Origin of the sequence: Micromonospora halophytica (assembly GCF_900090245.1) — a bacterium.
Classification (GTDB): domain Bacteria; phylum Actinomycetota; class Actinomycetes; order Mycobacteriales; family Micromonosporaceae; genus Micromonospora; species Micromonospora halophytica.
In genome coordinates, this window is sequence record NZ_FMDN01000003.1 from 308,451 (window position 1) to 334,841 (window position 26,391).

Here is a 26,391-nt window from a genome sequence, read left to right on the forward strand (position 1 = left end):
GGCCGGCGCGTCAGGACGAGGTCAGGGGCGGCCCATGCCCCGGTACTCCCAGCCGGCCTGGGTCCACAGTGCCGAGTCGAGGCAGTTGCGTCCGTCGACCACCTTGCGGCCGGCGACCAGTTCGCCGAGGGCGATCGGGTCGGCGTTGCGGAAGTCGGCCCACTCGGTGAGCACGCACACCAGGTCGGCTCCGGTGACGGCGTCGTTCACGCTGGCCTCGTAGGTCAGCTCGGGGGCCACCCGGCGGGCGTTCTCGGTGCCCTGCGGGTCGTAGACGTGCACGTCGGCGCCGGACTTGTGCAGCAGCGCGGCGACGGCGAGCGCCGGGGCGTCGCGGACGTCGTCGGTGTTGGGCTTGAAGGTCGCGCCGAGCACGGCGATGCGGGTGCCGGCGAAGTCCGGGCCGGCCGGGCCGGAGCGGCGGCCGAGCAGGTCGGCGGCGAGCTGGAGCACCCGGGTACGGCGGCGCAGGTTGATCAGGTCCACCTCGTGCAGGAAGCGCAGCGCCTCGCCGGCGCCCAGTTCCTGCGCCCGGGCCTGGAAGGCGCGGATGTCCTTGGGCAGGCAGGCCCCGCCGAAGCCGAGGCCGGCCTGCAGGAACCGGTTGCCGATGCGCGGGTCGTACCCGATGGCCCGGGCCAGCTGCGTGACGTCGCCGCCGGAGGCTTCGCAGACCTCGGCCATCGCGTTGATGAAGGAGATCTTGGTGGCCAGGAAGGCGTTCGCGGCGACCTTGACCAGCTCGGCGGTGGCGAAGTCGGTGACCACCAGGGGGACCTCCCGGTCCTCGGTGGCGGCCAGGTCGAAGACGCCCTTGTGGGCGGCGTAGAGCATGGCGTTGGCCCACTCGCTCTTGACGCCGACCACGATCCGGTTGGGGCGCAGCACGTCGTCGACGGCGAAGCCCTCCTGGAGGAACTCCGGGCTCCAGGCCACCTCGACGCCCAGGTCGGCCGGGGTGTGCTTGCCGACCAGCTGCTCCACCCACTCGGCGGTGCCGACCGGCACGGTGGACTTGCCGACGATCAGCGCCTTGCGGGTCAGGTGCTGGGCCAGGCTGGTCACCGACGCCTCGACGTACGACAGGTCCGCGCCCATCCCGTCGGCGCGCTGCGGGGTGCCCACGCAGATGAAGTGCACGTCGCCGAACTCGGCGGTCTCGGCGATGTCGGTGCTGAACCGCAGCCGCCCGGCGGCCAGGTTGCGCTTGAGCAGCTCGTCGAGGCCCGGCTCGTGGATCGGCACCTCACCGGCGTTCAGCTTGGCGATCTTGTCGACGTCGACGTCGAAGCCGAGGACCTCGTAGCCCAGCTCGGCGTAGCAGATCGCGTACGTCGCGCCGAGGTACCCGGTGCCGAGGAAGGTGACCCGGGGCCGCGGCGCACCCGAGGGCGGCGTCACCGGGGCGATGGCGGGCACCGGCTGGATGTTCGGGTACGGGATCGTCACGCCTGTCTTCTCCGCTCGCACTGGCGGCGCTTCGTTGCGTCGCAATCGGCTGGGGCGCCATGGCCGGGCACCGAGGGGAACTTTGTCGTCTTGTGTGAGGGTAGTTGTGCCGTGTCGACGCCTGTCGTGCGCGAGCCTACCCGCCGGTAGGGTCCGGCCGGACCTGGTGGCTATCCTTCAGTCTGCGGCAGTCGGCGGTCTCTCGGACGCCACAGACTGCGCATGATAGCGGTGAAAGGGGAGGGCCGACATGGCCGCAGAGCAGTCGTTCGACGTCTACCGGTTGCCCGAGGAGCACGACGCGATCCGTGAGGCGGTCCGCGAGGTCTGTGACGCGAAGGTGGCCCCCAACGCCGCCGAGGCGGATGAGACCGGTGAGTTCCCGAAGGCGTCGTACGACGCCCTGCGGGCCGCGGACTTCCACGCCCCGCACATTCCCGTCGAGTACGGCGGCGCCGGGGCGGACGCCCTGGCCACGGCGATCGTGATCGAGGAGGTGGCGCGGGCCTGCGCCTCGTCCTCGCTGATCCCGGCGGTCAACAAGCTCGGCACGATGCCGCTGATCCTGGCCGGCTCCGAGGAGTTGAAGCAGAAGTACCTGACGAAGGTCGCCTCCGGCGACGCGATGTTCTCGTACTGCCTCTCCGAGCCGGAGGCGGGCAGCGACGCGGCGTCGATGACCACCAAGGCTGTCCGCGACGGCGACCACTGGGTGCTCAACGGCGTGAAGCGGTGGATCACCAACGCGGGCGTGTCGGAGTTCTACACGGTCTTCGCTGTGACCGATCCCACAGCTCGCTCGCGCGGCATCTCCGCCTTCGTGGTGGAGAAGTCCGACCCCGGGGTCAGCTTCGGCGCGCCGGAGAAGAAGCTCGGCATCAAGGGTTCACCGACCCGTGAGGTCTACTTCGACAACGTCCGGATCCCGGCCGACCGCATGATCGGCGCGGAGGGCACCGGCTTCGCCACCGCGATGAAGACCCTGGACCACACCCGGGTCACCATCGCCGCCCAGGCCGTCGGCATCGCCCAGGGCGCGCTCGACTACGCCAAAGGCTACGTCCAGGAGCGCAAGCAGTTCGGCAAGCCGGTCGCGGACTTCCAGGGCGTGCAGTTCATGCTCGCCGACATGGGCATGAAGCTGGAGGCGGCCCGGCAGTTGACGTACGCCGCCGCCGGGAAGTCGGAGCGGGGCGACGCCGACCTGACCTACTTCGGCGCGGCCGCCAAGTGCTTCGCCTCGGACGCCGCCATGGAGATCACCACCGACGCGGTGCAGCTGCTCGGCGGCTACGGCTACACCCGGGACTACCCGGTCGAGCGGATGATGCGGGACGCCAAGATCACCCAGATCTACGAGGGCACCAACCAGGTCCAGCGCATCGTCATGGCCCGTCAGCTGCTCAAGGGCTGACGTTCGGGCGGGCGGGCCGGTCACCCGGCCCGCCCGCGGCCGTCAACTGTTCTCGGTGCTGCTCTCCGACTTGGCCCCGTACCGGGGCGGCGGGGCCGTCCACGGCGACTCGGTGCCGGCGCGCCGGGGCAGCGGCTCATTGGGCGTGTCCGCAGCCGGGTAGCCGAGCGAGGGCGGGGCGGTGTCCGCCTCGCTGCGCGGGGCGGGCGGCGGCCAGTCGCTCAGCGTGAAGGTGTTCTCCGGGGGTGTGTCGTCGGCCGGGGTCAGCTCCGCCCCGGACGTCGACGGCACCGGCTGGCGCCGCCACCGCTGGAAGCTGAACGTCGCCATCAGCAGCAGCAGGCCGATCAGGAACAGGGTGCCGTTCTGCACGGGCAGGCTCAGCGGCAGCGGGTCCCCGAGGACCTTGCCGCCGTCCGGGATCCGGTCGAGCACGTTGAACGGTGCGATGAACATCCCGACGTACGGGGTGATCAGCAGCAGCCCGGCGACGAGCGGACCGAGCGGCGAGACGCGCAGCGTGCCGAGCAGGCCGAGCAGGATGCCGGCGACGCCGAGGTAGACGGCGGGTTCGATCAGGTTGGGCGTGCTGAACGTGCCGATCTCCACCCAGCGGCGCACGGTCCGGTCCGACCCGTCCTGCCCGAGGGTGACCAGCACCCAGGTGATCGGCGCCACCACCAGCCCGGCGAGGAAGCTCCAGAGATGTCGCATTGGCGCACCGTACCGTTTCCGGCATGACCGAGCACCCCTCCGCCCCACAGGGCAAGCCGACCTCGTACTCGCGGGTCACGCTGAGTCGCATCATGACTGCTGTCGATGTCAATCTGTACGGCACCGTGCACGGCGGGGTCCTGATGAAGTTCGTCGACGACGTGGCCGGCGCGGCGGCGGCCCGGCACAGCGGCGGCACGGCGGTCACCGCCGCGATCGACGAGATCGTCTTCTCCGAGCCGGTCCGGGTGGGTGACCTGGTCCACGCGCACGCCCAGGTCAACTGGACCGGGCACACCTCGATGGAGATCGGGGTGAAGGTGGTCGCCGAGCGGTGGGACCAGGTCGAGGACGCGCCGGTCCGGGTGGCAACCGCGTACCTGGTCTTCGTCTCCGTCGACCTGGGCGGCGCGCCGCGGCCGGTCCGGCCGGTGTTGCCGGAGACCCAGGAGGACGAGCGCCGCTACCGGGAGGCGGAGATCCGCCGGGCGCACCGGCTGGCGAAGCGGCGGGCGATCCAGGCGCACCGGGCGGGCTGAGGCGGCACCGGAGGGTGGGCGTCGGCCCCGCCCACACACCGGGCGGGCCGGTGGTGTGGGCCGGCCACGCCCCGTCACCGGCACCCGGTGCGGAGAATGGCGCTGCGAGGTAGGGCAAGATGGCGCCACGGCCCATGGACAGTGTCGTGCGGGGCCTCAGGGAGGGTGGAGCAGTGGGTGACGTGCTGTGGACGCCGCCGGCGGACGTACTCCAGCGGTCGCGGATCGGGAACTACCTGCGCTGGCTGCGTGAGCACCGCGGGCTCGACTTCGCCGACTACGACGAGCTGTGGCGCTGGTCGGTGACCGACCTGGACGCCTTCTGGCGTTCGATCTGGGACCACTTCGAGGTCGTCGCGCACACCCCGCCCACGGCGACCCTGACCGACGCGGGCATGCCCGGCACCCGCTGGTTCCCCGGCGCGACGCTCAACTACGCCCAGAACGTGCTGCGGATGCCGGGCCGGGCCGACGACGACCCGGTGGTGATCGCGCACGGCCAGACCCGCGCGCCGGTCACGCTGACCGCGGCCGAGCTGCGCGAGCAGGTCCGCCGGGTGGCGGCCGGGCTGCGCCGGCTCGGCGTGGTCGCCGGGGACCGGGTGGCGGCGTACGCGCCGAACATCGGAGAGACGTACGTGCTGCTGTTGGCCACCAGCAGCCTGGGCGCGATCTTCTCGTCCTGCGCCCCCGAGTTCGGCACCCGCAGCGTCACCGACCGGTGGCAGCAGATCGAGCCGAAGGTGCTGGTGGCCGTCGACGGCTACCGGTACGGCGACAAGCCGGTGGACCGGCGCGGCGAGGTGGCCGCGATCCGGGCCGCGCTGCCGTCGCTCCAGCACACCGTCGGCATCGCGTACCTCGACCCGGCCGGCGTGCCGGCCGGGGCGATCACCTGGGACGAGTTGGCGGCGGAGACCGACGAGCCGCTGACCTTCACCCCGGTGCCGTTCGACCACCCGCTCTACGTGCTCTACTCCTCCGGCACCACCGGGCTGCCGAAGCCGATCGTGCACGGCCACGGCGGCATCCTGCTGGAGCACCTGAAGATGCTGGCCCTGCACCACGACCTGGGCCCGTCGGACCGGTTCCTCTGGTTCACCACCACCGGCTGGATGATGTGGAACTTCCTGGTCTCCGGCCCGGCGGTGGGGGCGGCGATCGTGCTCTTCGACGGCAACCCGGGCCACCCCGACCTGGGGGCGCTCTGGCGGCTGGCCGAGGAGACCGGCACCACGTACTTCGGCACCTCGGCGCCGTTCCTGCTGGCCTGCCGCAAGGCCGGGCTGGTGCCGAAGGAGATCGCCGACCTCTCCGCGCTGCGCGGGCTCGGCTCGACCGGTGCGCCGCTGCCCGCCGAGGGCTTCACCTGGGTGTACGAGACGGTCGGCGACCGTCTCCAGCTCCAGTCGCTCTCCGGCGGCACGGACGTCTGCACCGGCTTCGTCGGCGGGGTGCCGCTGCTGGCGGTGCACGCTGGCGAGATCACCTGCCGGGCGCTCGGCGCGCGGGTGGAGGCCCGCTCCGCCGACGGCACCCCGGTCGTCGGTGAGCTGGGCGAACTGGTGATCACCGCGCCGATGCCGAGCATGCCGGTCGGCTTCTGGAACGACCCGGACGGCCGCCGCTACCGCGAGGCGTACTTCGAGGTCTATCCGGGCGTGTGGCGGCACGGTGACTGGATCACCATCAACTCCCGGGGCGGCTGCGTGATCACCGGTCGCTCCGACGCCACCCTGAACCGGGGCGGCGTGCGGCTGGGCACCGCCGAGTTCTACTCGGTGGTGGAGGGGCTGGACGAGGTCGTCGACTCGGTGGTCGTGCACCTGGAGGACGACGAGGGTGGCGCGGGTGAGCTGCTGCTCTTCGTGGTCCTCGCCGAGGGCCTGGAGCTCGACGACGACCTGCGGCGCAAGATCTGCCGCGAGCTGCGCACGTCGCTCTCGCCCCGGCACGTACCGGACGAGATCCACCAGGTACGCGCCGTGCCGCGCACCCTGAGCGCGAAGAAACTCGAGGTCCCGGTCAAGAAGATCCTCACCGGTACCCCGGTCGACAACGCCGCCGCCAAGGGCGCCCTGGCCAACCCGGAGTCGTTGACCGCCTTCGCCGCCCTCGCCCAACGCCGCACCGCCACCGACACCCCCACCCCCGCCTAACTCGGAAGTAGACCTACTTCCTCCCGATCAGGGCCGCTTCGCGCAGCGGAGCGACAGCGACCAACCCCCACCCACCCCACCCACCCCACCCACCCCACCCACCCCACCCCACCCCTGCCCCGCCCCGCCGCCCCCGCGATCTTGCACTTGTGGTCGCGACTGAACGGGCAAATGCCGCGAAACGGCGACCTGAAGTGCAAGATCGACGGGGTGGAGGGACGGGGTGGAGGGACGGGGTGGCGGGACGGGGTGGAGGGACGGGGTGGAGGGACGGCGGGGAGGGACGGCGGGGAGGGGAGGGGTGGGGGCGGGGCAGTCAGGTGAGGGGGCGGGTGATCTTCTCGGTGGTGGTGCGGGACGTCACGCGGGTGGGGTCGAGGTTGGCGCAGAGAACCAGTGTCGCGGCGCGGGTCAGCGGGGCGAGCAGCCAGTCGACCGGGTCCGGGTGGCGGGCCGTGTCGACCAGGAGGCGGTCGCCGACGGCGATGCCCAGTTCGGTCGCGCGGGCGTCCGCGCGGGCCAGCAGGTCCGCGTCGCCCGGGCCGCCCTGCGGGTACGGCGTGAAGTGGTCGCCGTGGCCGCGTACCTCGCCGACGAAGTCGGCGAAGCCGGCCGGCACCTGGCGCATCGGCAGCCCGAACGGGTCCAGCGCGAGGGCGTAGCGCTCCCCGGCCGACCAGGCGTCCGCCTCGGCGACCCGGGAGGTGGCGGCGAAGAGCACGGCCACGTCGCCCGGAGCGTCGACCACCGTCAGCTTGGCCGACCAGCAGCCCAGCAGCACCGCGGCGGTCTGCCAGTGCGGCGGGAGCAGCACTCCGGCCACGTCGCCGGGGGCGAGGGCCAATTCGTCGACGAGCAGGTTGGCGGTCTTGGCCACCCAGTTCGCCAGCGTGGCGCCGGACAGTTCGGTGCGCTCGCCGGTGGCGTCGTCGTACCAGGTCAGCAGGGGGCGGGTGGGGTCGGTCGCGATCGCGTCGGCGAAGACCCGGGCAATGTTGTCGGCCATCGGCGCGAACGATACGCCGGTCGGTGTCCGTACTCGATGTCGATGACAAGTCGGCGTACCGTCGGGTCGCAGTCGGCGTCCGGACCGGGCACCGGCGTAGGCTTGCCCGGAGTGTTGTTCCCCACAGCCCCGCCAGTTCAAGGAGTCGCCCCGTGACCGCCGGTCGCCCGCCCCGCGTACTCATCGACGCCACGAGTGTCCCCGCCGACCGTGGCGGCGTCGGTAGATACGTCGACGGCCTCCTCGGCGCCCTCGGCACGGTCTGTGGATCGGCGGTCGACCTGGTCGTCGTCAGCCTCCGCACCGACCTGGAGCGTTACACCCGCATGCTGCCGGGGGCGGAGGTCGTCCCCGCGCCGGCGGCCGTCGCCCACCGCCCCGCCCGCCTCGCCTGGGAGCAGACCGGCCTGCCGCTGCTCGCCCAGCAGGTCGGCGCCGAGGTGCTGCACTCGCCCTTCTACACCTGCCCGCTGCGGGCCGGATGCCCGGTCACGGTCACGGTGCACGACGCGACCTTCTTCACCGAGCCGGAGCACTACGACAAGTCCCGGCGGACGTTCTTCCGCAGCGCGATCAAGACGTCGCTGCGCCGCGCCGACCGGGTGATCGTGCCGAGCAAGGCGACCCGCGACGAGCTGATCCGGCTCCTCGACGCCGACCCCACCCGGATCGACGTGGCCTACCACGGCGTCGACCACGCGGCCTTCCACGCGCCCGGCGACGAGGAGAAGGCCCGGGTCCGGGCCCGGCTGGGGCTGGGCGGGAGCAGCTACGTGGCCTTCCTCGGGGCGAAGGAGCCGCGTAAGAACGTGCCCAACCTGATCCGGGGCTGGGCCCGCGCGGTGGCCGACCGGGAGAACCCGCCGGCCCTGGTGGTCGCCGGCGGCCAGGGGCACGACGACGACATCGACCGCGCGGTGGCCGAGGTCCCGTCGCACCTGCGGCTGCTGCGCCCCGGCTACCTGCGCTACGCCGACCTGCCCGGCTTCCTGGGCGGGGCGCTGGTGGCGGCCTACCCGTCGTACGGCGAGGGATTCGGGCTGCCGATCCTGGAGGCGATGGCGTGCGCCGCCCCGGTGCTGACCACCCCCCGCCTCTCCCTGCCCGAGGTGGGCGGGGACGCGGTCGCCTACACCAGCGAGGACCCGGACCAGATCGCCACCGACCTGGCCGCCCTCCTCGACGACGAGCCGCGCCGGTTGTCGCTGGCCAAGGCGGGCTTCGACCGGGCGAAGGAATTCACCTGGGAGTCCAGCGCGGAGGTGCACATCGCGGCGTGGAGCCGGGCGCGGTCCTGACCGGGCGCCGACCGTACGGCCGACCCGGCTTCCCGCCTGTGCCGGTTCGGGCATGATGTGCTGATGCTCTACGCCGTCATCCCGGCGGGTGGCAGCGGCACGAGGTTGTGGCCGCTGTCCCGCGCGGGGCACCCCAAGTTCCTCCACCCGCTCACCGGCACCAACGCGTCCCTGCTCCAGGCGACGGTGGACCGGTTGGGACCGTTGACCACACCGGAGCGGATCCTGGTCGTCACCGGGGCAGCCCACGCGGCGGCGGTGGCCCGGCAGCTGACCGGGCTGCCCGAGGAGAACATCCTGGTGGAGCCCTCGCCCCGGGACTCCTGCGCGGCGATCGCGTTGGCCGCGGCCGTGATCGCGCAGCGCGACCCAGAGGCGGTGATGGGCTCCTTCGCGGCCGACCACCTGATCCGGGACGCCGACGCCTGGGTGGAGACGGTCCGCGCGGCGGTGCGCGGCGCGGAGCAGGGGCTGCTGATGACGGTGGGCATCACCCCGACCCGCGCGGAGACCGGCTACGGCTACCTGGAGACGGGCGAGCCGACCGGTGACGGTCCGCTGCGTCCGGTGGCCGAGTTCAAGGAGAAGCCGGCGGCGCCGGTCGCCGAGGCCTACCTGCGCTCCGGACGGCACCTCTGGAACGCCAGCATGTTCGTCTGGCGGGTGGACGTCTTCCTCGCCGAGCTGGCCCGCCAGCAGCCGGCGCTGCACGCCGGGGTCATCGCCATCGCCGCCGCCTGGGGCACCCCCGAGCAGGACGACATCCTCGGCACGGTCTGGCCCACGCTGCCGAAGATCTCAGTGGACTACGCGGTGATGGAGGGCGCGGCGACCGCCGGCCGGGTGGCGACGGTCCCCGGCGACTTCGGCTGGAACGACGTCGGCGACTTCCACACCCTCGGTGAGGTGCTCCCCGCCGACGAGGCGGGCAACGTCGTCCTCGGTACCGACGGCAAGCCCGACGTGCTGCTGCACGACACGCACGACCTGGTGGTGGTGCCGCAGTCCGGTCGGCTGGTGGCCGCGCTCGGGGTACGGGACCTGATCGTGGTGGACACCCCGGACGCGGTGCTGGTCTGCCCCCGCGACCGCGCCCAGGACGTCAAGGCGCTGGTCGACGAACTGAAGGGACGCGGCGAGGAGGGCCTGGTCTGACCGCCGGCCACCGGTGGCGGCGCGGGGTCGGCAGACGCCGGTCGGCGGGCCGGCAGGGGCGGGTCAGCGGGCCGGTGCGTGTCGGGTCAGGGCGGCCAGTGCCGGCGCGACGAGCTGGGCCGTCCCGCCGGCCAGCGGCTCGGGCAGCCGGTCCGGCGGGAACCAGCCCAGCGCCTCGGACTCGTCGCTGACCCGCTCGACCGCGCCGGGCGGGGCGAAGACCGCGAAGCGTACGTCGTGGTGCAGCGAGCCACCCTGGCAGCCGACCGGGTGGATGTCGACGTCGATCGGCACCGGGTCCACCACCAGGCCGGCGATGCCCGACTCCTCGGTCGCCTCGCGCAGGGCGGCGGCGGCCAGCGTACGGTCGGTCTCCTCGCAGTGCCCGCCGAGCTGGACCCACTTGTGGAACTTGCCGTGCAGGCAGAGCAGCACCCGGGAACCGGTGGTGTCGAGGATCAGCGCGCTCGCGGTGACGTGACCGGGCCGGTGGCTCCGGTCCATCGCCACCGGGCCCGCGGTGAGCAGGTCGAGGGTGCGGTTCCGCGCCTCGGCGGCCGCCGGGCTGGTGGGCGCCCATCCGGTCAGCACCGCGACCGCGTCGGCGTGCAGCGCGCGATGCCGGTCGGTGGGGCCGGCGGAACGTGGGGCGGGGGTGGTGTCGGGCACCCCGACACTCTACGAGCGTCGGCTCCGTACCCTGGCCCGGTGACCTTGCGACTCGTCGAGTTCGTCGTGGCCGGCAACGAGGCCAGTGATCTGCTGCCGGTCCGTTCCCCGGCGGTGCTGCGCGCCCACCGGGCCCGGCGTGGCTTCTGGACCGTGTTGGACGAGGGCCCGGTGGAGCGCTGCCTGGCCCTGCTGCTGGAACTCGAGGACGGCGAGTGGGTCGCCCACCACGTGCCGGCCGACGCGGGCCCGGAGAACGGCCGTACCGAGGACGGTGAGGCGCTGGCCCACCATGACGGCTGGGTGTACGTCTTCGGCTCGCACTTCGGCTCGAAGGGCGGCCCGCTGCGCCCCCGCCGCGCGTTCGTGGCCCGGTTCCGGGAGGACGACGCGGCCCTCGGGACGCTGCCGGTGCAGGTGGTGCGCAACAGCTTCCGGGTGCACCGCGCGATCAACGACGCGCTGGCGAAGGCGCCGTTCGCCCCGTTGTCCCCGGGTGAGCGGGTGCGCAGCCGGTTCATCGTCGAGACGCGGGCCCGGGGGACCGCCCGGGCGAAGAGGTGGGTGACCCGGCTGGCCGAGGACGACCTGCCGCTCAACGTGGAGGCCGCGGCCTTCGCGCCGGACGGCACCGTGCTGCTCGGGCTGCGGTTCCCGGTGACCGCCGCAGGGGAGCCGACCCTGGTCGAGCTGTCCGGGGTGCCGGAGATGTTCACCGGCGGGGACTGGCCCCGGGCCGGCCGGGCGTACGCGCTGACCGGGGTGACCCCGCCCGGCACCCTGGTCGGCTTCCGGGCCGTCACCCCCACGCCCGACGGCGGGTACGCGGCGGTGGTCGGTTCGATCGACGCCCTCGGCAAGGGTTCGGTGCTGCTGGACGACCACCCGGAGGGTGGTGAGGTGACTTCCCGGCACGTCCGGTTCCGCTGGGAGCCGGGTGCCGACGAGTACCGGATCGCCGGGGAGGTGGTGGCCGACCTGGCGCCCTTCCACCACGTCGAGGGCCTGGCGGAGCAGGACGGGGCCTGTTTCTACGTCACCGACGAGGACCACCGGGTGGCGCTCTGGATCGGCTGACCGTGGGACGCCGACGCCCGGGTGACACCTCTGCGGAACTGGGGCCGCAGACCCTCGTGGTGCCGCCCGGGCGCCGCGTCCACCCGGCCCCCGTGACCCGGGCGCGTGACGGGAGTACCCCCGTGCACGCCGTACCGGGCAGTAGGAGCATGCCAAGCGACGGCGGGGCACGTCGAGGAGTTTCAGCCCACGCTTAAAAGTGCAGGTTAGTGCCGCACGGTACAGTGCAGAGGGTCGGCGGGCGTCCCTCTGCCCGCCCTCGGGAGCGCCACCATGCTGACGATCCACTTCTCCCCGGAGGACATCCTCCGGACCCGGATGGCCCCGGCCGCGGACCCGGTCTGGGAGCTGGTACTCAGCCTGCACCTGCTCCAGGGGCGCAGCAGCGACCCACTGATGGCGCACTGGCGTCAGGGCGTCACCCGCGAGCTGCGTCGCGACGCCGCCTCGGAGCGGCTGCGGCTGCTCTTCGCGCTCAACCCACCCCGCGGATACTTCCCCGACTTCCTCACCCCGTACGACAGCGTCGAGGGCTTCGAGGCGGGGCTGGAGGCCGTCCGGTCCACCCCGGCCGGGATCCTGCACCGGGACCTGACCGTGCTGGCCGGCGCGAACACCCTGCCCACGTCGGCCGCCCCGCTGGCCCGGGGCGAGCCGGAGGTGCTGCGGCACCTGACCGAGTCGATGTCCCGGTACCGGTCGGTGGCGCTCACGCCGTACTGGGGGCGGATCCAGGCGGCGGTGGAGGCGGACCGGACCCGCCGGGCACGCGCCCTGCTCGACGGCGGCGTGGAGGGACTACTGAACAGCCTGCGCCCCGCCATGATCTGGAAGTCCGACCGGCTGGAGATCCACGGGTACCCGGACAGCCGGGAGCTGCACCTGGGCGGGCGCGGGCTGCTGCTGGTGCCCTCGTTCTTCTGCGCGCGCACCCCGGTGGCCCTGCTCGACCCGGCGCTGCCGCCGGTCCTGGTCTACCCGGTGGACCGGTTGGGTGGGCTCGTCCCGGGTGACGGTGCCGGCGGGGCCGGGAACGGGGCCGGCCGGGAGGCGCTCGCCGCGCTGCTCGGGCGGACCCGGGCGGCCGTGCTGGCGGCCAGCGACGACGGCTGCACCACCGGTGAGATGGCCCGCCGGCTGCACATCTCGCCGGCTGCCGCCAGTCAGCACACCGCCGTGCTCCGCAGGGCCGGGCTGCTGGTGAGCCAGCGGGACCGCAACACCGTGCTGCACACCCTCACCCCGCTGGGCCGCGCCATGCTCGACGCCTGACGCCACCGTGGGCGCGCCTGCCGGGGTGTCAGAGCGCCAGGCAGGCGCTCGCCGTGCTGCCCGCGGGCGGGGGCAGCAGCGCCGACGGCACGCCCTCGGCGGCCAGCGCGGTCCGCAGCCGCTGCACGTCGGTGCCGAAGCGCACCAGGTCGGCGCGGTCGATCGGGGTGGGCGCCGCGCCGAGGAGCAGTCCGGTGGCCTGCTCCGGCCAGCCGGGCACGCTCGCCACCAGTCCGGCGCGTACCTCGTCGTCGGTGACGTGGGTGAAGGCGGTGCCGGGCGCGACCACCTCGGCCACGGCGGCGATCGCCCGGGCCACCGCCGCCGGGTCGGCCGGCGTCGCCCCGGGCCCGTCGGTCAGGGTCGCGGCCTCCCGCAGCCCGGCGGCCTTCGCCTCGGCGGTGCCGAGGGAGAAGAGGTCCATCGCCGCGTCCCGGATCAGGGTGGCCGCGCCGCCGCCGTCGTCGGTACGGGTGGCGGCCAGGTAGCCACGGACCACCGCGACCGGGACCTGGTCGCACTTGCCCTTGATCAGCTCACCCGCGCCGGCCAGCTCGTCCACCACGGCCATCTGGGTGAGCTGCAGCTCGTTGCCGTACGGGTCGATCTCGCCCCGGTGGTCCCGGAGGGCGGACATGCCGGCCACCCCGAGCGCGACGTCGGTGAGCCCGTTGCGCCAGGGCCGGCCCATCGTGTCGCTGATGATCACGGCGACGTCCAGCTCGTAGCGCTCGCGCAGCGCCGCCCGCAGCGCCCGGGCGGAGGCGTCCGGGTCCGTGGGGAGCAGCACCAGCCGGGTCTTGCCGACGTTGGAGGCGTCGATCCCGGCGGAGGCCATCACGAAGCCGTGGTGGGTCTGCACGATCCGGGTCGCGCCCCGGGTCGCCACCACCCGCGCGGTCTCGGTGGCCAGCACCTCGTCGCGGGCCGCGAGCCGCTCCGGCCCGTCCGCCGGCACGTCGACCAGCCGGCCCTCCGCCTTGGACACGATCTTGCTGGTGACGACCAGCACGTCCCCGTCGCGCAGCCACGGTGCGGCGGTGGCGATCAGCGCCGCCAGATCGTCACCCTCGGTCACGTCGCCGATGCCCGGCACCGGCAGGATCTCCAGCCTCACACCAGCTCCAACGCGGCCCGGACCATCTGCGCCGTCGCCGCCTCGTCGGTCATCCGCAACGGCGCGGACCGGACCGTCGTCCCCGGCACCACCGTGCCCTCGTCCTCCGGCGCCACCAGCCAGGCGTCGAGCAGCCCACCCTCGCTCCGCGCACCGTACAGCCGGCCGACCCCGGCCGCGCTGCACTCCACGCCCAGCACGGACAGGCAGCGGTCGGCCATCCCCCGGACCGGGGCACCACCGATGATCGGCGAGACGCCGACGACCGGGGCGGAGCCCTCGGTGACCGCCTCGCGCAGGCCCGGCACGGCCAGCACCGGGGCGACGCTGACCACCGGGTTGCTCGGCGCGATCAGCACCACGTCCGCGCCGGCGATCGCCTCCAGCACCCCGGGGGCCGGCTTCGCGCTCTCCGCGCCGACGAAGACGAACCGGTGGGTCGGGATGTCCGCCCGGTGGCGCACCCACCACTCCTGGAAGTGGATCGCCCGCTGGCCCTGCTCCCCGTCGACCACCACGTGGGTCTCCAGGCGGTCGTCGGTGGCCGGCAGCAGGCGTACGCCGGGCTGCCAGCGGGTCGCCAGCGCCTGCGTCACCTCGGACAGCGGATATCCGGCGTTGAGCATGGTGGTCCGCACCAGGTGGGTGGCGACGTCCTTGTCGCCGAGGCCGAACCAGCTCGGCTCGGCGCCGTAGGCGGCCAGTTCCGCCTTGACCGTCCAGGTCTCGCCGACCCGACCCCAGCCCCGCTCCGGGTCGGCCCCGCCGCCCAGGGTGTACATGACGCTGTCCAGGTCCGGGCAGACCTTGAGCCCGTGCAGGAGCAGGTCGTCCCCGACGTTCACCACGGCGGTCACCTCGGCGCCCACCTCCCGGGCGTACGCCCGGACGCCGAGCAGGAACCGGGCGCCCCCGATGCCGCCGGTCAGAACCACGATGCGCATGCCGTCCATCCTCGCGTACGCGACGCCTGCGATCGGCCGGTGGTCCGGGAGACTAGGCTCACGTCGGCATCTGTCCGTTTCGCCCGAGGGAGAACTCGTGACCAGCCCCGCCGAGCCGGCGTCGAACGACGCCTCGCAGGCCAGGAACCTCACCCGCCCGTTGCGCGAACTGGCCGCGCTGGTGCTGCTCGGCGCGAACGCCGTGCTGCTCTTCGTCGGACTGATCCGGCTGCTCGCGCCGGCCAACGAGTACAGCACCTTCTCCGGCCGCGCGGGCAGCACCTTCTTGGCGTTCGTGGGCATCGAGTCGACGGTCCTGCCGCTGCTGGCCGTCCTGCTCGCCACCCACGTCCCGCCGGTGGTCGGCCGGGCGCGGCAGATCACCCAGGCCGCCGTCGCCGAGTACGCCTTCGGCGCGCTGTTCGGTGCGCTGACCTTCCTGATCTGGCTGGTCGGCCGGCTCGCCAAGGCGGAGGTGCTGGAGGCGCTGCTGGGCACGCTGACCCGGGCGGCCTGGTTCGCGATCTTCGGGGTGGCCGCCTTCGTCGCGTACCAGGTGTGGCGGACCCTCTACCACGTTCCGAAGCCCAAGCCGCAGCCCGGCGTGTACGGCCAGCCGCAGCCGGGCTGGCCGCAGCAGCCCGCGCAGGGCGGCTTCCCCTCCGCCGGGTACCCGCCGCCGGGCCAGTCCGGCTTCCCCGGCCCGGGTGCCCAGTACGGTCAGCCCGCCCCCGCCGCGGCCCCGCCGTTCGGCGCCGCCCCGCAGCCGGCCCCGCCGTACGGCCCGCCCCAGTCGGCGCCGCCGTACGGGAGCGTGCCGCAGTCCGCGCCGTCCTTCTCCGGGCCGAACACCGCCCCGCCCTTCGGGCAGCCGCCGTCGGCCGACCCGACCCAGGCCATCCCGCGGCAGCCCGGTGAGGCCGGCACGTCGCCGGCCGGGCCGGGTGGCGAGGACAGCGACCGGACCCAGCGGTTCCAGCGGGACGACCCCCACTTCCCCCGCTGACCTGGACGCCCTGCCGGGCGGGACGCGCGGGCGTCCCGCCCGTGGCGGGTCCGGCGGTGGTGAGCGGGCCGCCCGCGCTGCCGGGGGCGACGTCACACCGCGTTCCGTGCGCGTCGCGCCGTCGGCCGCAACGCATAGGCTGAGCGGATGGTTGACCGCACCGATCCCGGCCCGACCACGGCGAGCGTGCGGCGCGCGCTGCGTCGGGCGGCCTCCGGGCGCGCGTTGGACGTCGAGGAGGCGACCGCGCTGCTGGCGGCCCGGGGCCCCGAGCTGGACGAACTGCTCCGGATCGCCGGGGAGGTGCGCGACGCCGGGCTGCGGGCGGCCGGGCGGCCGGGCGTGGTGACGTACTCGAAGAAGGTCTTCATCCCGCTCACCCGGCTGTGCCGGGACCGCTGCCACTACTGCACCTTCGCCACCGTGCCGCACCGGCTGCCGGCGGCGTTCCTGGAGCAGGACGAGGTGCTGACGATCGCCCGCGAGGGGGCGGCGCTGGGCTGCAAGGAGGCGCTGTTCACCCTCGGCGACCGGCCGGAGGAGCGCTGGCCGGCGGCCCGACGTTGGCTGGACGAGCGCGGCTACGACTCCACGCTGGACTATCTGCGTGCCTGCGCGGTGGCGGTGCTGGAGCAGACGGGGCTGCTGCCGCACCTCAACCCGGGTGTGCTCTCCTGGTCGGAGCTGCAACGGCTCAAGCCGGTGGCGCCGAGCATGGGGATGATGCTGGAGACCACCGCGACCCGGCTCTGGTCGGAGCCGGGCGGCCCGCACTTCGGCTCGCCGGACAAGGAGCCCGCCGTCCGGCTGCGGGTCCTCGACGACGCCGGCCGGGTCGGGGTGCCGTTCACCACCGGCATCCTGATCGGCATCGGCGAGACCCCGGCCGAGCGGGTCGACGCGGTCTTCGCGATCCGCCGCGGCATGCGGGAGTACGGCCACCTCCAGGAGGTGATCGTGCAGAACTTCCGGGCCAAGCCGGACACCGCGATGCGCGGCATGCCCGACGCGGAGCTGCACGACCTGGCGGCCACGGTGGCGGTCGCCCGGGTGCTGCTCGGCCCGAGGGCCCGCATCCAGGCCCCGCCCAACCTGATCGAGGGCGAGTACGACCTGCTCCTGCGCGCCGGCATCGACGACTGGGGCGGGGTCTCCCCGCTGACCCCGGACCACGTCAACCCGGAACGCCCGTGGCCGCAGCTCGACGAGCTGGCCCGGCACACCGAGAAGTCCGGCTTCACGCTGCGCGAGCGGCTGACGATCTACCCGGAGTACGTCCGGGCCGGCGACCCGTGGCTCGACCCGAGGCTGCTGCCGCACGTCGGCGCGCTGGCCGACCCGGAGACCGGCCTCGCCGTGGAGTCCGCCCGTCCGGTCGGGCGCCCCTGGCAGGAGCCGGACGAGACGTACGGCGGTCGGACCGACCTGCACGCCACCATCGACACCACCGGCCGCACCGGCGACCGGCGGGGCGACTTCGACAGCGTGTACGGCGACTGGTCGGAGGTGGCCGGCAAGGTCGCCCCGGAGGCGGCAGCCCGCGGGCCGGGCGGGGGCGTACCGGTGGCCGGCGGTGACCTGGCGGCGGGCCTGCGGTTGGCGGCGGACGACCCGGCGGCGCTGCTGGAGCCCCGGCACGCCGACGCCGCGCTGGCGCTGTTCGGCGCGGACGGCCCGGCGTTGGACGAGTTGTGCCGGCTCGCCGACGACGTCCGGCGGGACACGGTCGGCGACGACGTGACGTACGTGGTCAACCGCAACATCAACTTCAGCAACGTCTGCTACGTGGGCTGCCGGTTCTGCGCCTTCGCCCAGCGGGAGCGGGACGCCGACGCGTACCGGCTCTCGGTGGAGCAGGTCGCCGACCGGGCCGAGGAGGCGTGGGCGGCCGGGGCGAGCGAGGTCTGCCTGCAGGGCGGCATCGACCCGAAGATGCCGGTGACCGGCTACGCCGACCTGGTCCGGGCGATCAAGGCCCGGGTGCCGGGGATGCACGTGCACGCCTTCTCCCCGATGGAGATCGTCACCGCCGCCGCGAAGGCCGGGGTGCCGGTGCGGGAGTGGCTGACCCGGCTCCGCGAGGCCGGCCTGGACACCATCCCGGGCACCGCCGCCGAGATCCTCGACGACGACGTGCGCTGGGTGCTCACCAAGGGCAAGCTGCCGGCCGCCGCCTGGGTCGAGGTGGTCTCGACGGCCCACGGGCTGGGCATCCGGTCCAGCTCCACGATGATGTACGGCCACGTCGACCACCCCGGCCAGTGGCTCGCGCACTTCCGGGTGCTGGCCGGCGTGCAGGACCGCACCGGCGGCTTCACCGAGTTCGTGGCGCTGCCGTTCGTGCACACCAACGCGCCGATCTACCTGGCGGGCATCGCCCGGCCGGGTCCCACCTGGCGGGAGAACCGGGTGGTGCACGCGATGGCGCGACTGCTGCTGCACGGCCGGATCGACAACATCCAGTGCTCCTGGGTGAAGCTCGGCGACGACGGCACGGTGGCGATGCTCCGGGGCGGCTGCAACGACCTGGGCGGCACGTTGATGGAGGAGACCATCTCCCGGATGGCCGGTTCCGGGAACGGATCGGCGCGTACCGAGGAGCAGCTGCGGGCCATCGCGACGGCGGCCGGACGACCGGCGCGCAAGCGGACGACCGCGTACGGTCACCGATCCGGATAGCGTCGAACCTTTCTCCGGCGGGAGCCGTACCACTGGTCGCCGGCGGCGGTTTGGGCGAGGGCCGCTGCCGGCAGCCTCGCGCTCCACACCGCGCGCGCTGACGCGCCGCCGGAGGAAAGGTTCCCCATGACGAGTGAAGTGCGGAAGCGTCCCTGGCCGCGACTGACCCGCAGGCAGACACTGACCGCCGCCGCGAGCGCCACGCTCGGCGCGGCGGCGCTGACCGTGACCGGTGTGTCGGCGGCGCAGAACGCCCCGTCGGCCGCGCGTTCGAAGGACGACCGGATCGTCGTCCACCTGCGCGACGCCGCCTCCGGGACGATGGACATCTTCGTCGGCACGTCCCGGATCGAGGTACGCGACCGCGGCCTGGCGGACCGGCTGCGCAGCGCCGCCGGGCGGCGCTGACCCCGTTCTCGTTCCGCTCTTCCGCACGACCCGGCGCAGGCTCCCGGCGCCCGGCTCGTCATGCCCCGACGTCCTCCTGATCCCGCAAAGGTTGGCCCGCCATGTCCTCCCACCGCGAAGCACCGGAGATAAGCAAGGACCCGGTCGCCGACAGCTCCGACCTGTACGCCTTCGTCACGCCTGACCGGCCCGACTCGGTGACGTTGATCGCGAACTACGTGCCGTTGCAGCTCCCCTCCGGCGGACCGAACTTCTTCGAGTTCGGCGACGACGTGCGGTACGAGATCCATATCGACAACGACGGCGACGGCCATCCCGATGTGACCTACCGTTTCGAATTCACCACCGAGATCACGAATCCGAACAGTTTTCTCTACAACACCGGGCCGATTGAGTCGCTGGACAGCAGGAACTGGAATCGCCGCCAGTTCTACAAGCTGACCAGGGTGACCGACGGCCGGGAGCACGTGCTGGCGCACAAGCTGCCCTGCCCGCCGTGCAACGTCGGCCGGCTCTCCATCCCGAAGTACAACGACCTGGTCCGGCAGGCGACGTACCGCCTCTCGACTGGTGAGAAGGTCTTCGCCGGGCAGCGCGCGGACGGCTTCTTCGTCGACCTGGGGGCGATCTTCGACCTGGGTACGCTCCGGCCGTTCCAGCAGCTTCACGTGGCCGGGAAGAACATCTTCAAGGCCGAGGGTGAGCCGGTCAACGCGCTGGACCGGATGAACGTCCACAGCATCGCGGTGCAGGTGCCGCTGAGCAAGGTGCGCCGCAGGGCCAACCGGTACGGCGCCGCGGACCGCGCCTCGGTCATCGGGGTGTGGACGACGGCCTCCCGCCGGCAGGTGAGGATCCTCGGCGACAGGGTCGCGGCGGACTCCGCCGCCGGGCCCTGGACGCAGGTGTCGCGACTCGGCAACCCGTTGTTCAACGAGGTCATCGTGCCGATGTCCAAGAAGGATCTGTGGAACACGCTGCCGCCGTCGGAGGACAAGCGCTTCGCCCGCTTCGTCGAGCAGCCGGAACTAGCCGCCCTGCTGCCGGCCCTCTACCCGGACGTCTTCCCCAACCTGGACAGGCTGAACAGGTCCAGGAAGGCGCGGGCCGACCTGGTGGCGATCATGCTCACCGGCATCCCGTCCGGGCTGATCGACGGGTTCACCAACAACACCGGCGACGTCCAGGCCGACATGCTGCGGCTCAACACGGCGATCAGGCCGTCGGCGAAGCCGGACCGGTTCGGCGTGCTCGGCGGTGACCTGGCCGGCTACCCCAACGGTCGGCGGGTCGGCGACGACGTGGTGAGCATCGCGCTGCGGGCGGTGGCCGGGGTCACCGTCCCGCTGGTGGACAGGAACTTCACGCCGGACGCGGCGGCCGGCGCGGTCACCCCGGGGCTGAGCGCGGCCGACGTCACCGCGCCGTTCCTGCGCAACTTCCCCTTCCTCGGCACGCCGTACGACGGGTTCAACAACCCGCCGGCGTCGGCGTCCTGACCGGACGGAGACCGGCATGCACGAGCACCACCACGACCACCGGTACGGGCCGACGGAGAGCGGGACCGTCATGCTCGACCTCGGTGCGGACACCGGCGCGCTGATCATCTACACCGGACGTGATCTGCACGGTCGGGAGATCGAGATCAGCCGGGCCGACCAGCCCGCAGCGAAGCGGATTCATGCGGCGGTGCGCGAGCGGATCGTCCGGGACGGGGTGTTCCACAGTGCCGTCTACCCGGACCTGCCCGGAGGGCTCTATACCGTCTGGTGGGACGAGGAAACGCCCGCCGGGGCGATCTCCGTCACCGGGGGCGCGATCGCCGAATTCGCCTGGCCGAGCAGTGCTCCGCCGGGGGTGGGCTGATCGCCGTGCCGTGCTGGAACCGTCGCGCCCCGTCCACATTGTGGACGGGGCGCTGTCGGCATTTCCGCCTCGACGGGCGGCTCGCGCCGAACCGCGTTAACCTGTGCCCCACTGAGAACCTGATCTTGGTTGGCTGGTCCACCGGAGCCTCCGCCGGCGTACCCCGGCGGCGTCCGCGATGGCGACGCCACGGCAGAAATCTCGGGCAACTCGCCGGAGAGGGCGTTACTCGTCCGGGGTCTGAATCGATAGGGCAGGTTGCGAGGCTGGGCGGCCGAAGTGGTTGCCCGCGAAGGTGTCGGGAGGGCGACTCCATTATCAAGTTCGGCTTGACGGCGCACGCATTACACGCGTGTAATTTGAATGGGGTTGTTCGCGCGGAACGCAACAAATTGGGACCGGACGGACAAGCACGCCTTTCGCGTGGGGGGTTGCAGCGGCGGTGAACGCCGGTGCGCGACAAGGAGGCATCTGATGGACGGCCAGCTCGAGGTGGCCGACCTGCTCGGAAACGCGCCGGAATGGCAGGAGCGGGCGCTCTGCTCGCAGACCGATCCGGAAGCGTTCTTTCCCGAGAAGGGCGGCTCGACCCGCGAGGCGAAGCGGATCTGTTCGCGGTGCGAGGTCAAGACGGAATGCCTCGAATACGCTCTCGGTCACGACGAGCGGTTCGGGATCTGGGGCGGGCTCTCCGAGCGGGAGCGGCGCAAGCTCAAGCGGCGGGCCGCCTGAGTCGAGGTCGAGCCGGGGCGGTGGGGGCCGCCCGGCTCACGTCCGGCGGAGCGTCGCTCCGCCGGTGCACCGGCCAGGGTCGCGGGGGCGGCCCGGCCAGGGGTCGGTCAGGCCAGCTCGTCCGGGTCGACCCCGAGCAGGTTCGCCACCTGCTCGATGATCACATCGTGCACGAGGTCGGCGAGGTCCTCCCGGTCCATCGCCCGGAACTCCAACGGACGCCGGTAGAGCACGATCCGGGGCGGCACCTCCTGCCGACCGGGTCGCCCCGGCAGCAGCCGGGCCAGCGGCACCTCGCCGTCCTCCAGCACGTCGGAGTCGTAGACGTTCAGGTCCGGTGGGACGTCCTCGACGGCGAACTCGACGCCGGCCAGCTCCTTGGCGAAGCGGCGCTCCAGCGTCTCGACGGTGTCGAGCACGAGGTCGTCGAAGACCTCGGCCTTCGTCCGGGCCAGCGGCACGGTCGCCGGCACCAGCCGCCCGCGCAGGCCGCGGCCGTGGCGGTCGCGGTGGGTGCGCCGGCCGGGGCCGGGGCGGCGGTGTTCCGGGCTCGTCATGAGGCAAAGGGTAGCTGCCGCGATGGCCTGGCCTGCGGCAGCGCCGCGTACCTGGCGCGCCGGGTGGCCGATGGTGCGAATTGTGATCACCGTGACGGGCGTGTCGGAACGCGAACCAGTGCGCCGGACCCGGTATTGGGGATACCCTGCCGCCGTGAGGTCACCACGGCGCTGCTCCCGTAACGGCTGCCCCCGGCAAGCGGTCGCCACGCTGACCTATGTCTACAACGAGTCGACGGCCGTGGTGGGTCCGCTCGCGGCCTTCGCCGAGCCGCACACGTACGACCTCTGCGAGCCGCACGCCCGGAGCCTGACCGCCCCGCGTGGCTGGGACGTGGTCCGGCACGAGGGCGAGTTCGAGCCGCCGCCGCCCACCACCGACGACCTGGTCGCGCTGGCCGAGGCGGTCCGCGAGGCCGCCCGCCCGGTCGCCCCGCGCCCCCCCGAGGGCGACCAGACCACCCACCAGGGCCCGCAGACCGGCCGCCGCGGCCACCTCCGCGTCATCCCCCCCACCCACTGACCCACCCCGCCCCCGCCCCCGCCCCCTGCCGCTGCGCGCCTCCGTGCCGCTGCACCACTGAGCTGATCAAGAGGTTTGCGGGTGATTTCGGCCCGGATTCCGACCAGAACTTCTTGATCAACCCTGGGTGGCGTGGGCGGGGTGGGTGACGCGGGGGAGCAGGGTGGTGGGTGGGTCAGTGGCCGAGGAGGCGGGAGAAGGCGGCGGCGCGGCGGGAGGGGCGGCCGGTGCGGAGTTCGGCGCGGTCGGCGTCGGACATCACGCGTAGGCCGGCGTTGACCGCGAGCCAGCGCAGGGGCTCCGGCTCCCAGCGGGGAGAGCGGTGGCCGACCCAGGGCAGCCGGGTCAGGTCGCTTTCCCGGCCCAGGATCAGGTCCGCGAGGGTACGGCCGGCGAGGTTGCTGGCGCCGACCCCGTCGCCGACGTAGCCGCCGGCCCAGCCCAGCCCGCTCGCCCGGTCCAGCCCCACCGAGGCGTGCCAGTCCCGGGCCACCCCGAGCGGCCCGCCCCAGCTGTGGGTGACCGGCACGTCCGGACCGAGCACCGGGAAGAGCTCGCCCAGCGTCCGGCGCAGCGCGGCGAAGACCCGCGGCTCCCGGTCGTACGCGGGGGAGACGCGGGAGCCGAAGTGGTACGGGGCGCCCCGGCCGCCGAAGGCGAGCCGGCCGTCGGCGGTGCGCTGGCCGTAGACGATGACGTGCCGGTGGTCGGAGAAGGTCTCCCGGCCGGTCAGCCCGATCTCGTCCCACGTCGAATCCGGCAGCGGCGCGGTGGCGACCATCAGCGAGTACACCGGGGCGATCGTGCGCCGGTGCCCGGGCAACCCCGGCGTCCAGCCCTCGGTGGCGCGGACGACGACGGGCGCCCGGACCGTCCCGTGCCCGGTGACCGCCGCGCCGGCCCGGATCTCGGTCACCGGGGTCCGTTCGGCGATCCGCACCCCGCGCGCCTCGACCGCCCGGGCCAGCCCCCGGACCAGCTTCGCCGGGTGCACGGCGGCGCAGTGCGGGGTGTACGTCCCGCCACGTACCCCCTCGGCGGCGCAGCGGGCGGACGCCTCGGCGGCGTCGAGCAGCACCAGGTCGTCCGGGTCGAGGCCCTGGGCGTGGGCCGCCGCCACCTCGGCGCGGGCCCGGCCGAGCTGGACCTCCGAGCGGGCCAGCACCACCGTCCCGCCCTGCCGCCAGTCGCAGTCGACGCCCTCGACGGCGATCACCCGGCCGACCTCGTCGACGGTCTCCCGCATGGCCCGCTGCATCGCCAGGGCCCGGTTTCGGCCGTGCCGGCGGGCCAGGGCGGGCAGCGAGGTGGGGAAGAGCGCCGAGCACCAGCCGCCGTTGCGCCCGGACGCGCCGTACCCGGCGATCTCGGCCTCCAGCACGGTGATCCGCACGGTGGGGTCGGCGACGGCCAGGTAGTACGCCGTCCAGAGCCCGGTGTAGCCGGCGCCGACGACCACCACGTCGGCGTCCGTGTCGCCGTTCAGCGGCGGGCGCGGGATCAACGGCTCGTCCACCGTCGACAGCCAGTACGACAGCTCCTGGTAGCGCATGCGGGCTCCGGGGGTGGGAAGGAGCCGGGCCGGACGGGCGCCACGGGGTAGGCGTCCGTCCGGCCCGGTCGCCGTGCGAGGAAGGGCTACAGGCGGGTCCACGCCTCGGTCAGCACCGCGCGCAGGATCTGCTCGATCTCGTCGAACTGCTGCTGCTCGGCGATCAGCGGCGGGGCGAGCTGCACGACCGGGTCGCCCCGGTCGTCGGCGCGGCAGTAGAGCCCGGCGGAGAAGAGCGCCGACGACAGGAATCCGCGCAGCAGCCGCTCGGACTCGGCCTCGTCGAAGGTGGCCCGGGTGGCCTTGTCCTTGACCAGTTCGATGCCGTAGAAGTAGCCGTCGCCCCGGACGTCGCCGACGATCGGCAGGTCGGTGAGCTTCTCCAGGGTGGACCGGAAGGCGTCCTCGTTGGCGCGGACGTGCCCGATCAGGTCCTCCCGGGCGAAGACCTCCAGGTTGGCCAGGGCCACCGCGCAGGAGACGGGGTGGCCGCCGAAGGTGACCCCGTGGGCGAACATCCCGGTCTCGGTGAGGAACGGCTCCATCAGCCGGTCGCTGGCGATCATCGCGCCGAGCGGGGCGTACCCGGAGGTGATGCCCTTGGCGGTGGTGATGATGTCGGGCCGGTAGCCGTACCGGACGGCGCCGAAGTACTCGCCGAGCCGGCCCCACGAGCAGATCACCTCGTCGGAGACGAGCAGCACGTCGTACGCGTCGCAGATCTCGCGGACCCGCGCGAAGTACCCGGGCGGCGGCGGGAAGCAGCCGCCGGAGTTCTGCACCGGCTCCAGGAAGACCGCGGCGACGGTGTCCGGCCCCTCCCGCTCGATGGCCCGGGCGATCTCGTCGGCGGCCCAGCGGCCGAACGCCTCGGGGGAGTCGCCGTGCTCGGGGGCCCGGTAGAAGTTGGTGTTGGGGACCTTGATGCCGCCGGGCACCAGCGGCTCGAAGTCGCTCTTGATGCCCGGCAGGCCGGTGATCGACAGCGCCCCCATCGAGGTGCCGTGGTACGCGATGTACCGGCTGACCACCTTGTGCTTGTTCGGCTTGCCGGTGCGCTTGAAGTACGCCCGGGCCAGCTTCCACGCCGCCTCGACGGCCTCCGAGCCGCCGGTGGTGAAGAAGACCCGGTTGAGGTCGGCCGGGGTCAGCGAGGCGATCTTCTCGGCCAGCTCGACTGCCTTCGGGTGGGCGTACGACCAGAGCGGGAAGTAGGCCAGCTCGGCGGCCTGCTTGGCGGCGGCCTCGGCCAGTTCGGCGCGCCCGTGCCCGGCGTTGACGACGAAGAGCCCGGCGAGCCCGTCGAGGTAGCGGCGGCCCTGCGCGTCCCAGACGTACGCGCCCTCGCCGCGCACGATGGTCGGCACCTCTCCGGCGGAGTAGCTGGCCATCCGGGTGAAGTGCATCCAGAGGTGGTCGGTGGCGTTGGCCATGTCAGCCCCATCGGGTCCAGGGCCGGGTCAAGGGGGTGGCGCCGGCCGCTCTGCCCACGGTTATCCCACAGTCTCACCGCGAAATGCAACCCTGTCGCCGTCGACTGGCAACGGATTCAGCGTGGATGTGTGGCAGGTGCGACGGAATCCGTATCAGGCCGTACCCCAGGTGTAGGTCTGCTTGCGCAGCTTGAGGTAGACGAACGCCTCGGTCGCCAGCACGCCGTCGACGGCGCGCAGCCGTTGCAGGATCTCCAGCAGGTGGGCGTCGTTGCGGCAGACCACCTCGGCCAGCAGGTCGAACGAACCGGCGGTGATCACCACGTAGTCGACCTCGTCGAACTCGGCGAGCCGGTCGGCGACGGCCTCCAGGTCACCGTCGGTACGCAGGCCGATCATGGCCTGCCGGGGGAACCCGAGCTGGAGCGGGTCGGTGACCGCGACGATCTGCATAACCCCGGCGTCGAGCAGTCGCTGCACCCGCTGGCGTACCGCCGCCTCCGAGAGCCCGACCGCCTTGCCGATCGTCGCGTACGGCCGGCGGCCGTCCTCCTGGAGCTGCTCGATGATCTGCTTCGCCACGTCGTCCAACAGGGCGTGGCTGGCGCCTTCGCGCACGGCGACGCGCCGCCCGCCGTTGCCGTTCTCCTGCTGCCGGTTCGTCATCGACCACTCCCCATGTCCGGTACGCGCTGAGCCTAGTGCCACCGGGGAGTGTGGCGTAATTCGTCGTCCATTGCTATTCCCGCAACGGAATCCCTTGTAAGGGAGGGAACCTCATGTCAGGATCAGTCGTCCCTGGCAAAGACCCCCCTCCCGCCG

24 protein-coding genes are annotated in these 26,391 nt (G+C 73.2%); 14 read left to right on the forward strand and 10 right to left on the reverse strand.

Going from position 1 to position 26,391, the window contains the following annotated elements; all coding sequences use genetic code 11:
- Positions 1 to 21 precede the first annotated feature (21 nt).
- Positions 22 to 1,449 (reverse strand): UDP-glucose dehydrogenase family protein, encoded by a 1,428-nt coding sequence (locus tag GA0070560_RS06555; protein WP_091292553.1) that lies wholly within the window; start codon positions 1,447 to 1,449, stop codon positions 22 to 24.
- Positions 1,450 to 1,699: 250 nt separating this feature from the next.
- Between GA0070560_RS06555 and GA0070560_RS06560 the strand changes: the two genes are divergently transcribed.
- Positions 1,700 to 2,863, forward strand: a complete 1,164-nt coding sequence (locus GA0070560_RS06560) for an acyl-CoA dehydrogenase family protein (protein WP_091292555.1) — start codon at positions 1,700 to 1,702, stop codon at positions 2,861 to 2,863.
- 42 nt (positions 2,864 to 2,905) lie between these two features.
- Here the strand turns inward: GA0070560_RS06560 and GA0070560_RS06565 are convergent, their stop codons facing one another.
- Positions 2,906 to 3,577: a hypothetical protein gene (locus GA0070560_RS06565; RefSeq protein ID WP_091292557.1), complete on the reverse strand. Its 672-nt coding sequence runs from the start codon at positions 3,575 to 3,577 to the stop codon at positions 2,906 to 2,908.
- 23 nt (positions 3,578 to 3,600) lie between these two features.
- On the opposite strand from GA0070560_RS06565, the gene GA0070560_RS06570 reads away from it, so the two are divergent.
- A complete protein-coding gene (locus tag GA0070560_RS06570) occupies positions 3,601 to 4,116 on the forward strand; it encodes an acyl-CoA thioesterase (protein WP_091292560.1) in 516 nt (171 codons plus the stop codon).
- A 173-nt stretch (positions 4,117 to 4,289) separates the two neighbouring features.
- Positions 4,290 to 6,275, forward strand: coding sequence for an acetoacetate--CoA ligase (locus tag GA0070560_RS06575; RefSeq protein WP_091292562.1), 1,986 nt, complete (start codon positions 4,290 to 4,292; stop codon positions 6,273 to 6,275).
- Between the two features lie 316 nt (positions 6,276 to 6,591).
- Here GA0070560_RS06575 and GA0070560_RS06585 read toward each other — a convergent pair whose 3' ends face one another.
- Positions 6,592 to 7,281: a TIGR03089 family protein gene (locus tag GA0070560_RS06585; RefSeq protein ID WP_091292565.1), complete on the reverse strand. Its 690-nt coding sequence runs from the start codon at positions 7,279 to 7,281 to the stop codon at positions 6,592 to 6,594.
- A 152-nt stretch (positions 7,282 to 7,433) separates the two neighbouring features.
- Between GA0070560_RS06585 and GA0070560_RS06590 the strand changes: the two genes are divergently transcribed.
- On the forward strand, positions 7,434 to 8,579 hold the full coding sequence (locus GA0070560_RS06590) for a glycosyltransferase family 4 protein (RefSeq protein WP_091292567.1): 1,146 nt from the start codon (positions 7,434 to 7,436) through the stop codon (positions 8,577 to 8,579).
- Between the two features lie 63 nt (positions 8,580 to 8,642).
- A complete protein-coding gene (locus GA0070560_RS06595; RefSeq protein WP_091293007.1) occupies positions 8,643 to 9,734 on the forward strand; it encodes a mannose-1-phosphate guanylyltransferase in 1,092 nt (363 codons plus the stop codon).
- 63 nt (positions 9,735 to 9,797) lie between these two features.
- Here GA0070560_RS06595 and GA0070560_RS06600 read toward each other — a convergent pair whose 3' ends face one another.
- Positions 9,798 to 10,403 (reverse strand): NUDIX hydrolase, encoded by a 606-nt coding sequence (locus GA0070560_RS06600; RefSeq protein WP_091292569.1) that lies wholly within the window; start codon positions 10,401 to 10,403, stop codon positions 9,798 to 9,800.
- Positions 10,404 to 10,442: 39 nt separating this feature from the next.
- On the opposite strand from GA0070560_RS06600, the gene GA0070560_RS06605 reads away from it, so the two are divergent.
- Positions 10,443 to 11,480, forward strand: coding sequence for a hypothetical protein (locus tag GA0070560_RS06605; RefSeq protein WP_091292572.1), 1,038 nt, complete (start codon positions 10,443 to 10,445; stop codon positions 11,478 to 11,480).
- Between the two features lie 273 nt (positions 11,481 to 11,753).
- A complete protein-coding gene (locus GA0070560_RS06610; protein WP_091292574.1) occupies positions 11,754 to 12,752 on the forward strand; it encodes an ArsR/SmtB family transcription factor in 999 nt (332 codons plus the stop codon).
- Positions 12,753 to 12,780: 28 nt separating this feature from the next.
- On the opposite strand, the gene GA0070560_RS06615 is transcribed toward GA0070560_RS06610, so the two are convergent.
- On the reverse strand, positions 12,781 to 13,869 hold the full coding sequence (locus tag GA0070560_RS06615) for a coenzyme F420-0:L-glutamate ligase (protein ID WP_091292577.1): 1,089 nt from the start codon (positions 13,867 to 13,869) through the stop codon (positions 12,781 to 12,783).
- The gene (gene cofD, locus GA0070560_RS06620; RefSeq protein ID WP_091293009.1) at positions 13,866 to 14,813 is read right to left on the reverse strand and encodes a 2-phospho-L-lactate transferase; all 948 of its coding nucleotides are present in this window, start codon (positions 14,811 to 14,813) and stop codon (positions 13,866 to 13,868) included. The genes GA0070560_RS06615 and cofD overlap by 4 nt, the downstream gene beginning before the upstream one ends.
- 97 nt (positions 14,814 to 14,910) lie before the next feature.
- Here cofD and GA0070560_RS06625 point away from each other — a divergent pair, with 97 nt between their 5' ends.
- From GA0070560_RS06625 to GA0070560_RS06650, 6 genes are all read left to right on the forward strand, one after another.
- The gene (locus GA0070560_RS06625) at positions 14,911 to 15,819 is read left to right on the forward strand and encodes a hypothetical protein (protein ID WP_091292579.1); all 909 of its coding nucleotides are present in this window, start codon (positions 14,911 to 14,913) and stop codon (positions 15,817 to 15,819) included.
- A gap of 147 nt (positions 15,820 to 15,966) precedes the next feature.
- Positions 15,967 to 18,498, forward strand: coding sequence for a bifunctional FO biosynthesis protein CofGH (locus tag GA0070560_RS06630; protein ID WP_091292582.1), 2,532 nt, complete (start codon positions 15,967 to 15,969; stop codon positions 18,496 to 18,498).
- 126 nt (positions 18,499 to 18,624) lie between these two features.
- Positions 18,625 to 18,906 carry a hypothetical protein gene (locus GA0070560_RS06635; protein WP_091292584.1) on the forward strand — a complete coding sequence of 94 codons (282 nt, stop codon included), beginning with the start codon at positions 18,625 to 18,627 and terminating at the stop codon, positions 18,904 to 18,906.
- A 101-nt stretch (positions 18,907 to 19,007) separates the two neighbouring features.
- Positions 19,008 to 20,405, forward strand: a complete 1,398-nt coding sequence (locus tag GA0070560_RS06640) for a DUF4331 domain-containing protein (RefSeq protein ID WP_091292586.1) — start codon at positions 19,008 to 19,010, stop codon at positions 20,403 to 20,405.
- A gap of 16 nt (positions 20,406 to 20,421) precedes the next feature.
- Positions 20,422 to 20,772 (forward strand): phospholipase, encoded by a 351-nt coding sequence (locus GA0070560_RS06645; protein ID WP_091292589.1) that lies wholly within the window; start codon positions 20,422 to 20,424, stop codon positions 20,770 to 20,772.
- Positions 20,773 to 21,246: 474 nt separating this feature from the next.
- The gene (locus tag GA0070560_RS06650) at positions 21,247 to 21,504 is read left to right on the forward strand and encodes a WhiB family transcriptional regulator (protein ID WP_007455784.1); all 258 of its coding nucleotides are present in this window, start codon (positions 21,247 to 21,249) and stop codon (positions 21,502 to 21,504) included.
- A gap of 107 nt (positions 21,505 to 21,611) precedes the next feature.
- Here the strand turns inward: GA0070560_RS06650 and GA0070560_RS06655 are convergent, their stop codons facing one another.
- Positions 21,612 to 22,061 (reverse strand): metallopeptidase family protein, encoded by a 450-nt coding sequence (locus GA0070560_RS06655; protein ID WP_091292591.1) that lies wholly within the window; start codon positions 22,059 to 22,061, stop codon positions 21,612 to 21,614.
- A 154-nt stretch (positions 22,062 to 22,215) separates the two neighbouring features.
- Here GA0070560_RS06655 and GA0070560_RS06660 point away from each other — a divergent pair, with 154 nt between their 5' ends.
- Positions 22,216 to 22,584 carry a DUF3499 domain-containing protein gene (locus GA0070560_RS06660; RefSeq protein ID WP_091292594.1) on the forward strand — a complete coding sequence of 123 codons (369 nt, stop codon included), beginning with the start codon at positions 22,216 to 22,218 and terminating at the stop codon, positions 22,582 to 22,584.
- A gap of 175 nt (positions 22,585 to 22,759) precedes the next feature.
- Here GA0070560_RS06660 and GA0070560_RS06665 read toward each other — a convergent pair whose 3' ends face one another.
- The 3 genes from GA0070560_RS06665 to GA0070560_RS06675 form a co-directional block, all read right to left on the reverse strand.
- On the reverse strand, positions 22,760 to 24,136 hold the full coding sequence (locus tag GA0070560_RS06665; RefSeq protein WP_091292596.1) for an NAD(P)/FAD-dependent oxidoreductase: 1,377 nt from the start codon (positions 24,134 to 24,136) through the stop codon (positions 22,760 to 22,762).
- An 86-nt stretch (positions 24,137 to 24,222) separates the two neighbouring features.
- Entirely contained in the window at positions 24,223 to 25,569 is a 1,347-nt protein-coding gene (locus GA0070560_RS06670; RefSeq protein ID WP_091292598.1) for an aspartate aminotransferase family protein, read from the reverse strand.
- Positions 25,570 to 25,722: 153 nt separating this feature from the next.
- Positions 25,723 to 26,235: an Lrp/AsnC family transcriptional regulator gene (locus GA0070560_RS06675; protein WP_091292601.1), complete on the reverse strand. Its 513-nt coding sequence runs from the start codon at positions 26,233 to 26,235 to the stop codon at positions 25,723 to 25,725.
- Between the last annotated feature and the right edge of the window lie 156 nt (positions 26,236 to 26,391).

Excerpts from the sequence above, each read along its gene's own strand:
- cofD (WP_091293009.1), bottom strand. The coding sequence starts at position 14,813 with ATGCGCATCGTGGTTCTGACCGGCGGCATCGGGGGCGCCCGGTTCCTG.
- GA0070560_RS06630 (WP_091292582.1), top strand. The coding sequence starts at position 15,967 with ATGGTTGACCGCACCGATCCCGGCCCGACCACGGCGAGCGTGCGGCGC.
- GA0070560_RS06675 (WP_091292601.1), bottom strand. The coding sequence starts at position 26,235 with ATGACGAACCGGCAGCAGGAGAACGGCAACGGCGGGCGGCGCGTCGCC.
- GA0070560_RS06565 (WP_091292557.1), bottom strand. The coding sequence starts at position 3,577 with ATGCGACATCTCTGGAGCTTCCTCGCCGGGCTGGTGGTGGCGCCGATC.
- GA0070560_RS06585 (WP_091292565.1), bottom strand. The coding sequence starts at position 7,281 with ATGGCCGACAACATTGCCCGGGTCTTCGCCGACGCGATCGCGACCGAC.
- GA0070560_RS06635 (WP_091292584.1), top strand. The coding sequence starts at position 18,625 with ATGACGAGTGAAGTGCGGAAGCGTCCCTGGCCGCGACTGACCCGCAGG.
- GA0070560_RS06595 (WP_091293007.1), top strand. The coding sequence starts at position 8,643 with ATGCTCTACGCCGTCATCCCGGCGGGTGGCAGCGGCACGAGGTTGTGG.
- GA0070560_RS06610 (WP_091292574.1), top strand. The coding sequence starts at position 11,754 with ATGCTGACGATCCACTTCTCCCCGGAGGACATCCTCCGGACCCGGATG.
- GA0070560_RS06650 (WP_007455784.1), top strand. The coding sequence starts at position 21,247 with ATGGACGGCCAGCTCGAGGTGGCCGACCTGCTCGGAAACGCGCCGGAA.
- GA0070560_RS06560 (WP_091292555.1), top strand. The coding sequence starts at position 1,700 with ATGGCCGCAGAGCAGTCGTTCGACGTCTACCGGTTGCCCGAGGAGCAC.
- GA0070560_RS06640 (WP_091292586.1), top strand. The coding sequence starts at position 19,008 with ATGTCCTCCCACCGCGAAGCACCGGAGATAAGCAAGGACCCGGTCGCC.
- GA0070560_RS06570 (WP_091292560.1), top strand. The coding sequence starts at position 3,601 with ATGACCGAGCACCCCTCCGCCCCACAGGGCAAGCCGACCTCGTACTCG.
- GA0070560_RS06665 (WP_091292596.1), bottom strand. The coding sequence starts at position 24,136 with ATGCGCTACCAGGAGCTGTCGTACTGGCTGTCGACGGTGGACGAGCCG.
- GA0070560_RS06645 (WP_091292589.1), top strand. The coding sequence starts at position 20,422 with ATGCACGAGCACCACCACGACCACCGGTACGGGCCGACGGAGAGCGGG.
- GA0070560_RS06670 (WP_091292598.1), bottom strand. The coding sequence starts at position 25,569 with ATGGCCAACGCCACCGACCACCTCTGGATGCACTTCACCCGGATGGCC.
- GA0070560_RS06655 (WP_091292591.1), bottom strand. The coding sequence starts at position 22,061 with ATGACGAGCCCGGAACACCGCCGCCCCGGCCCCGGCCGGCGCACCCAC.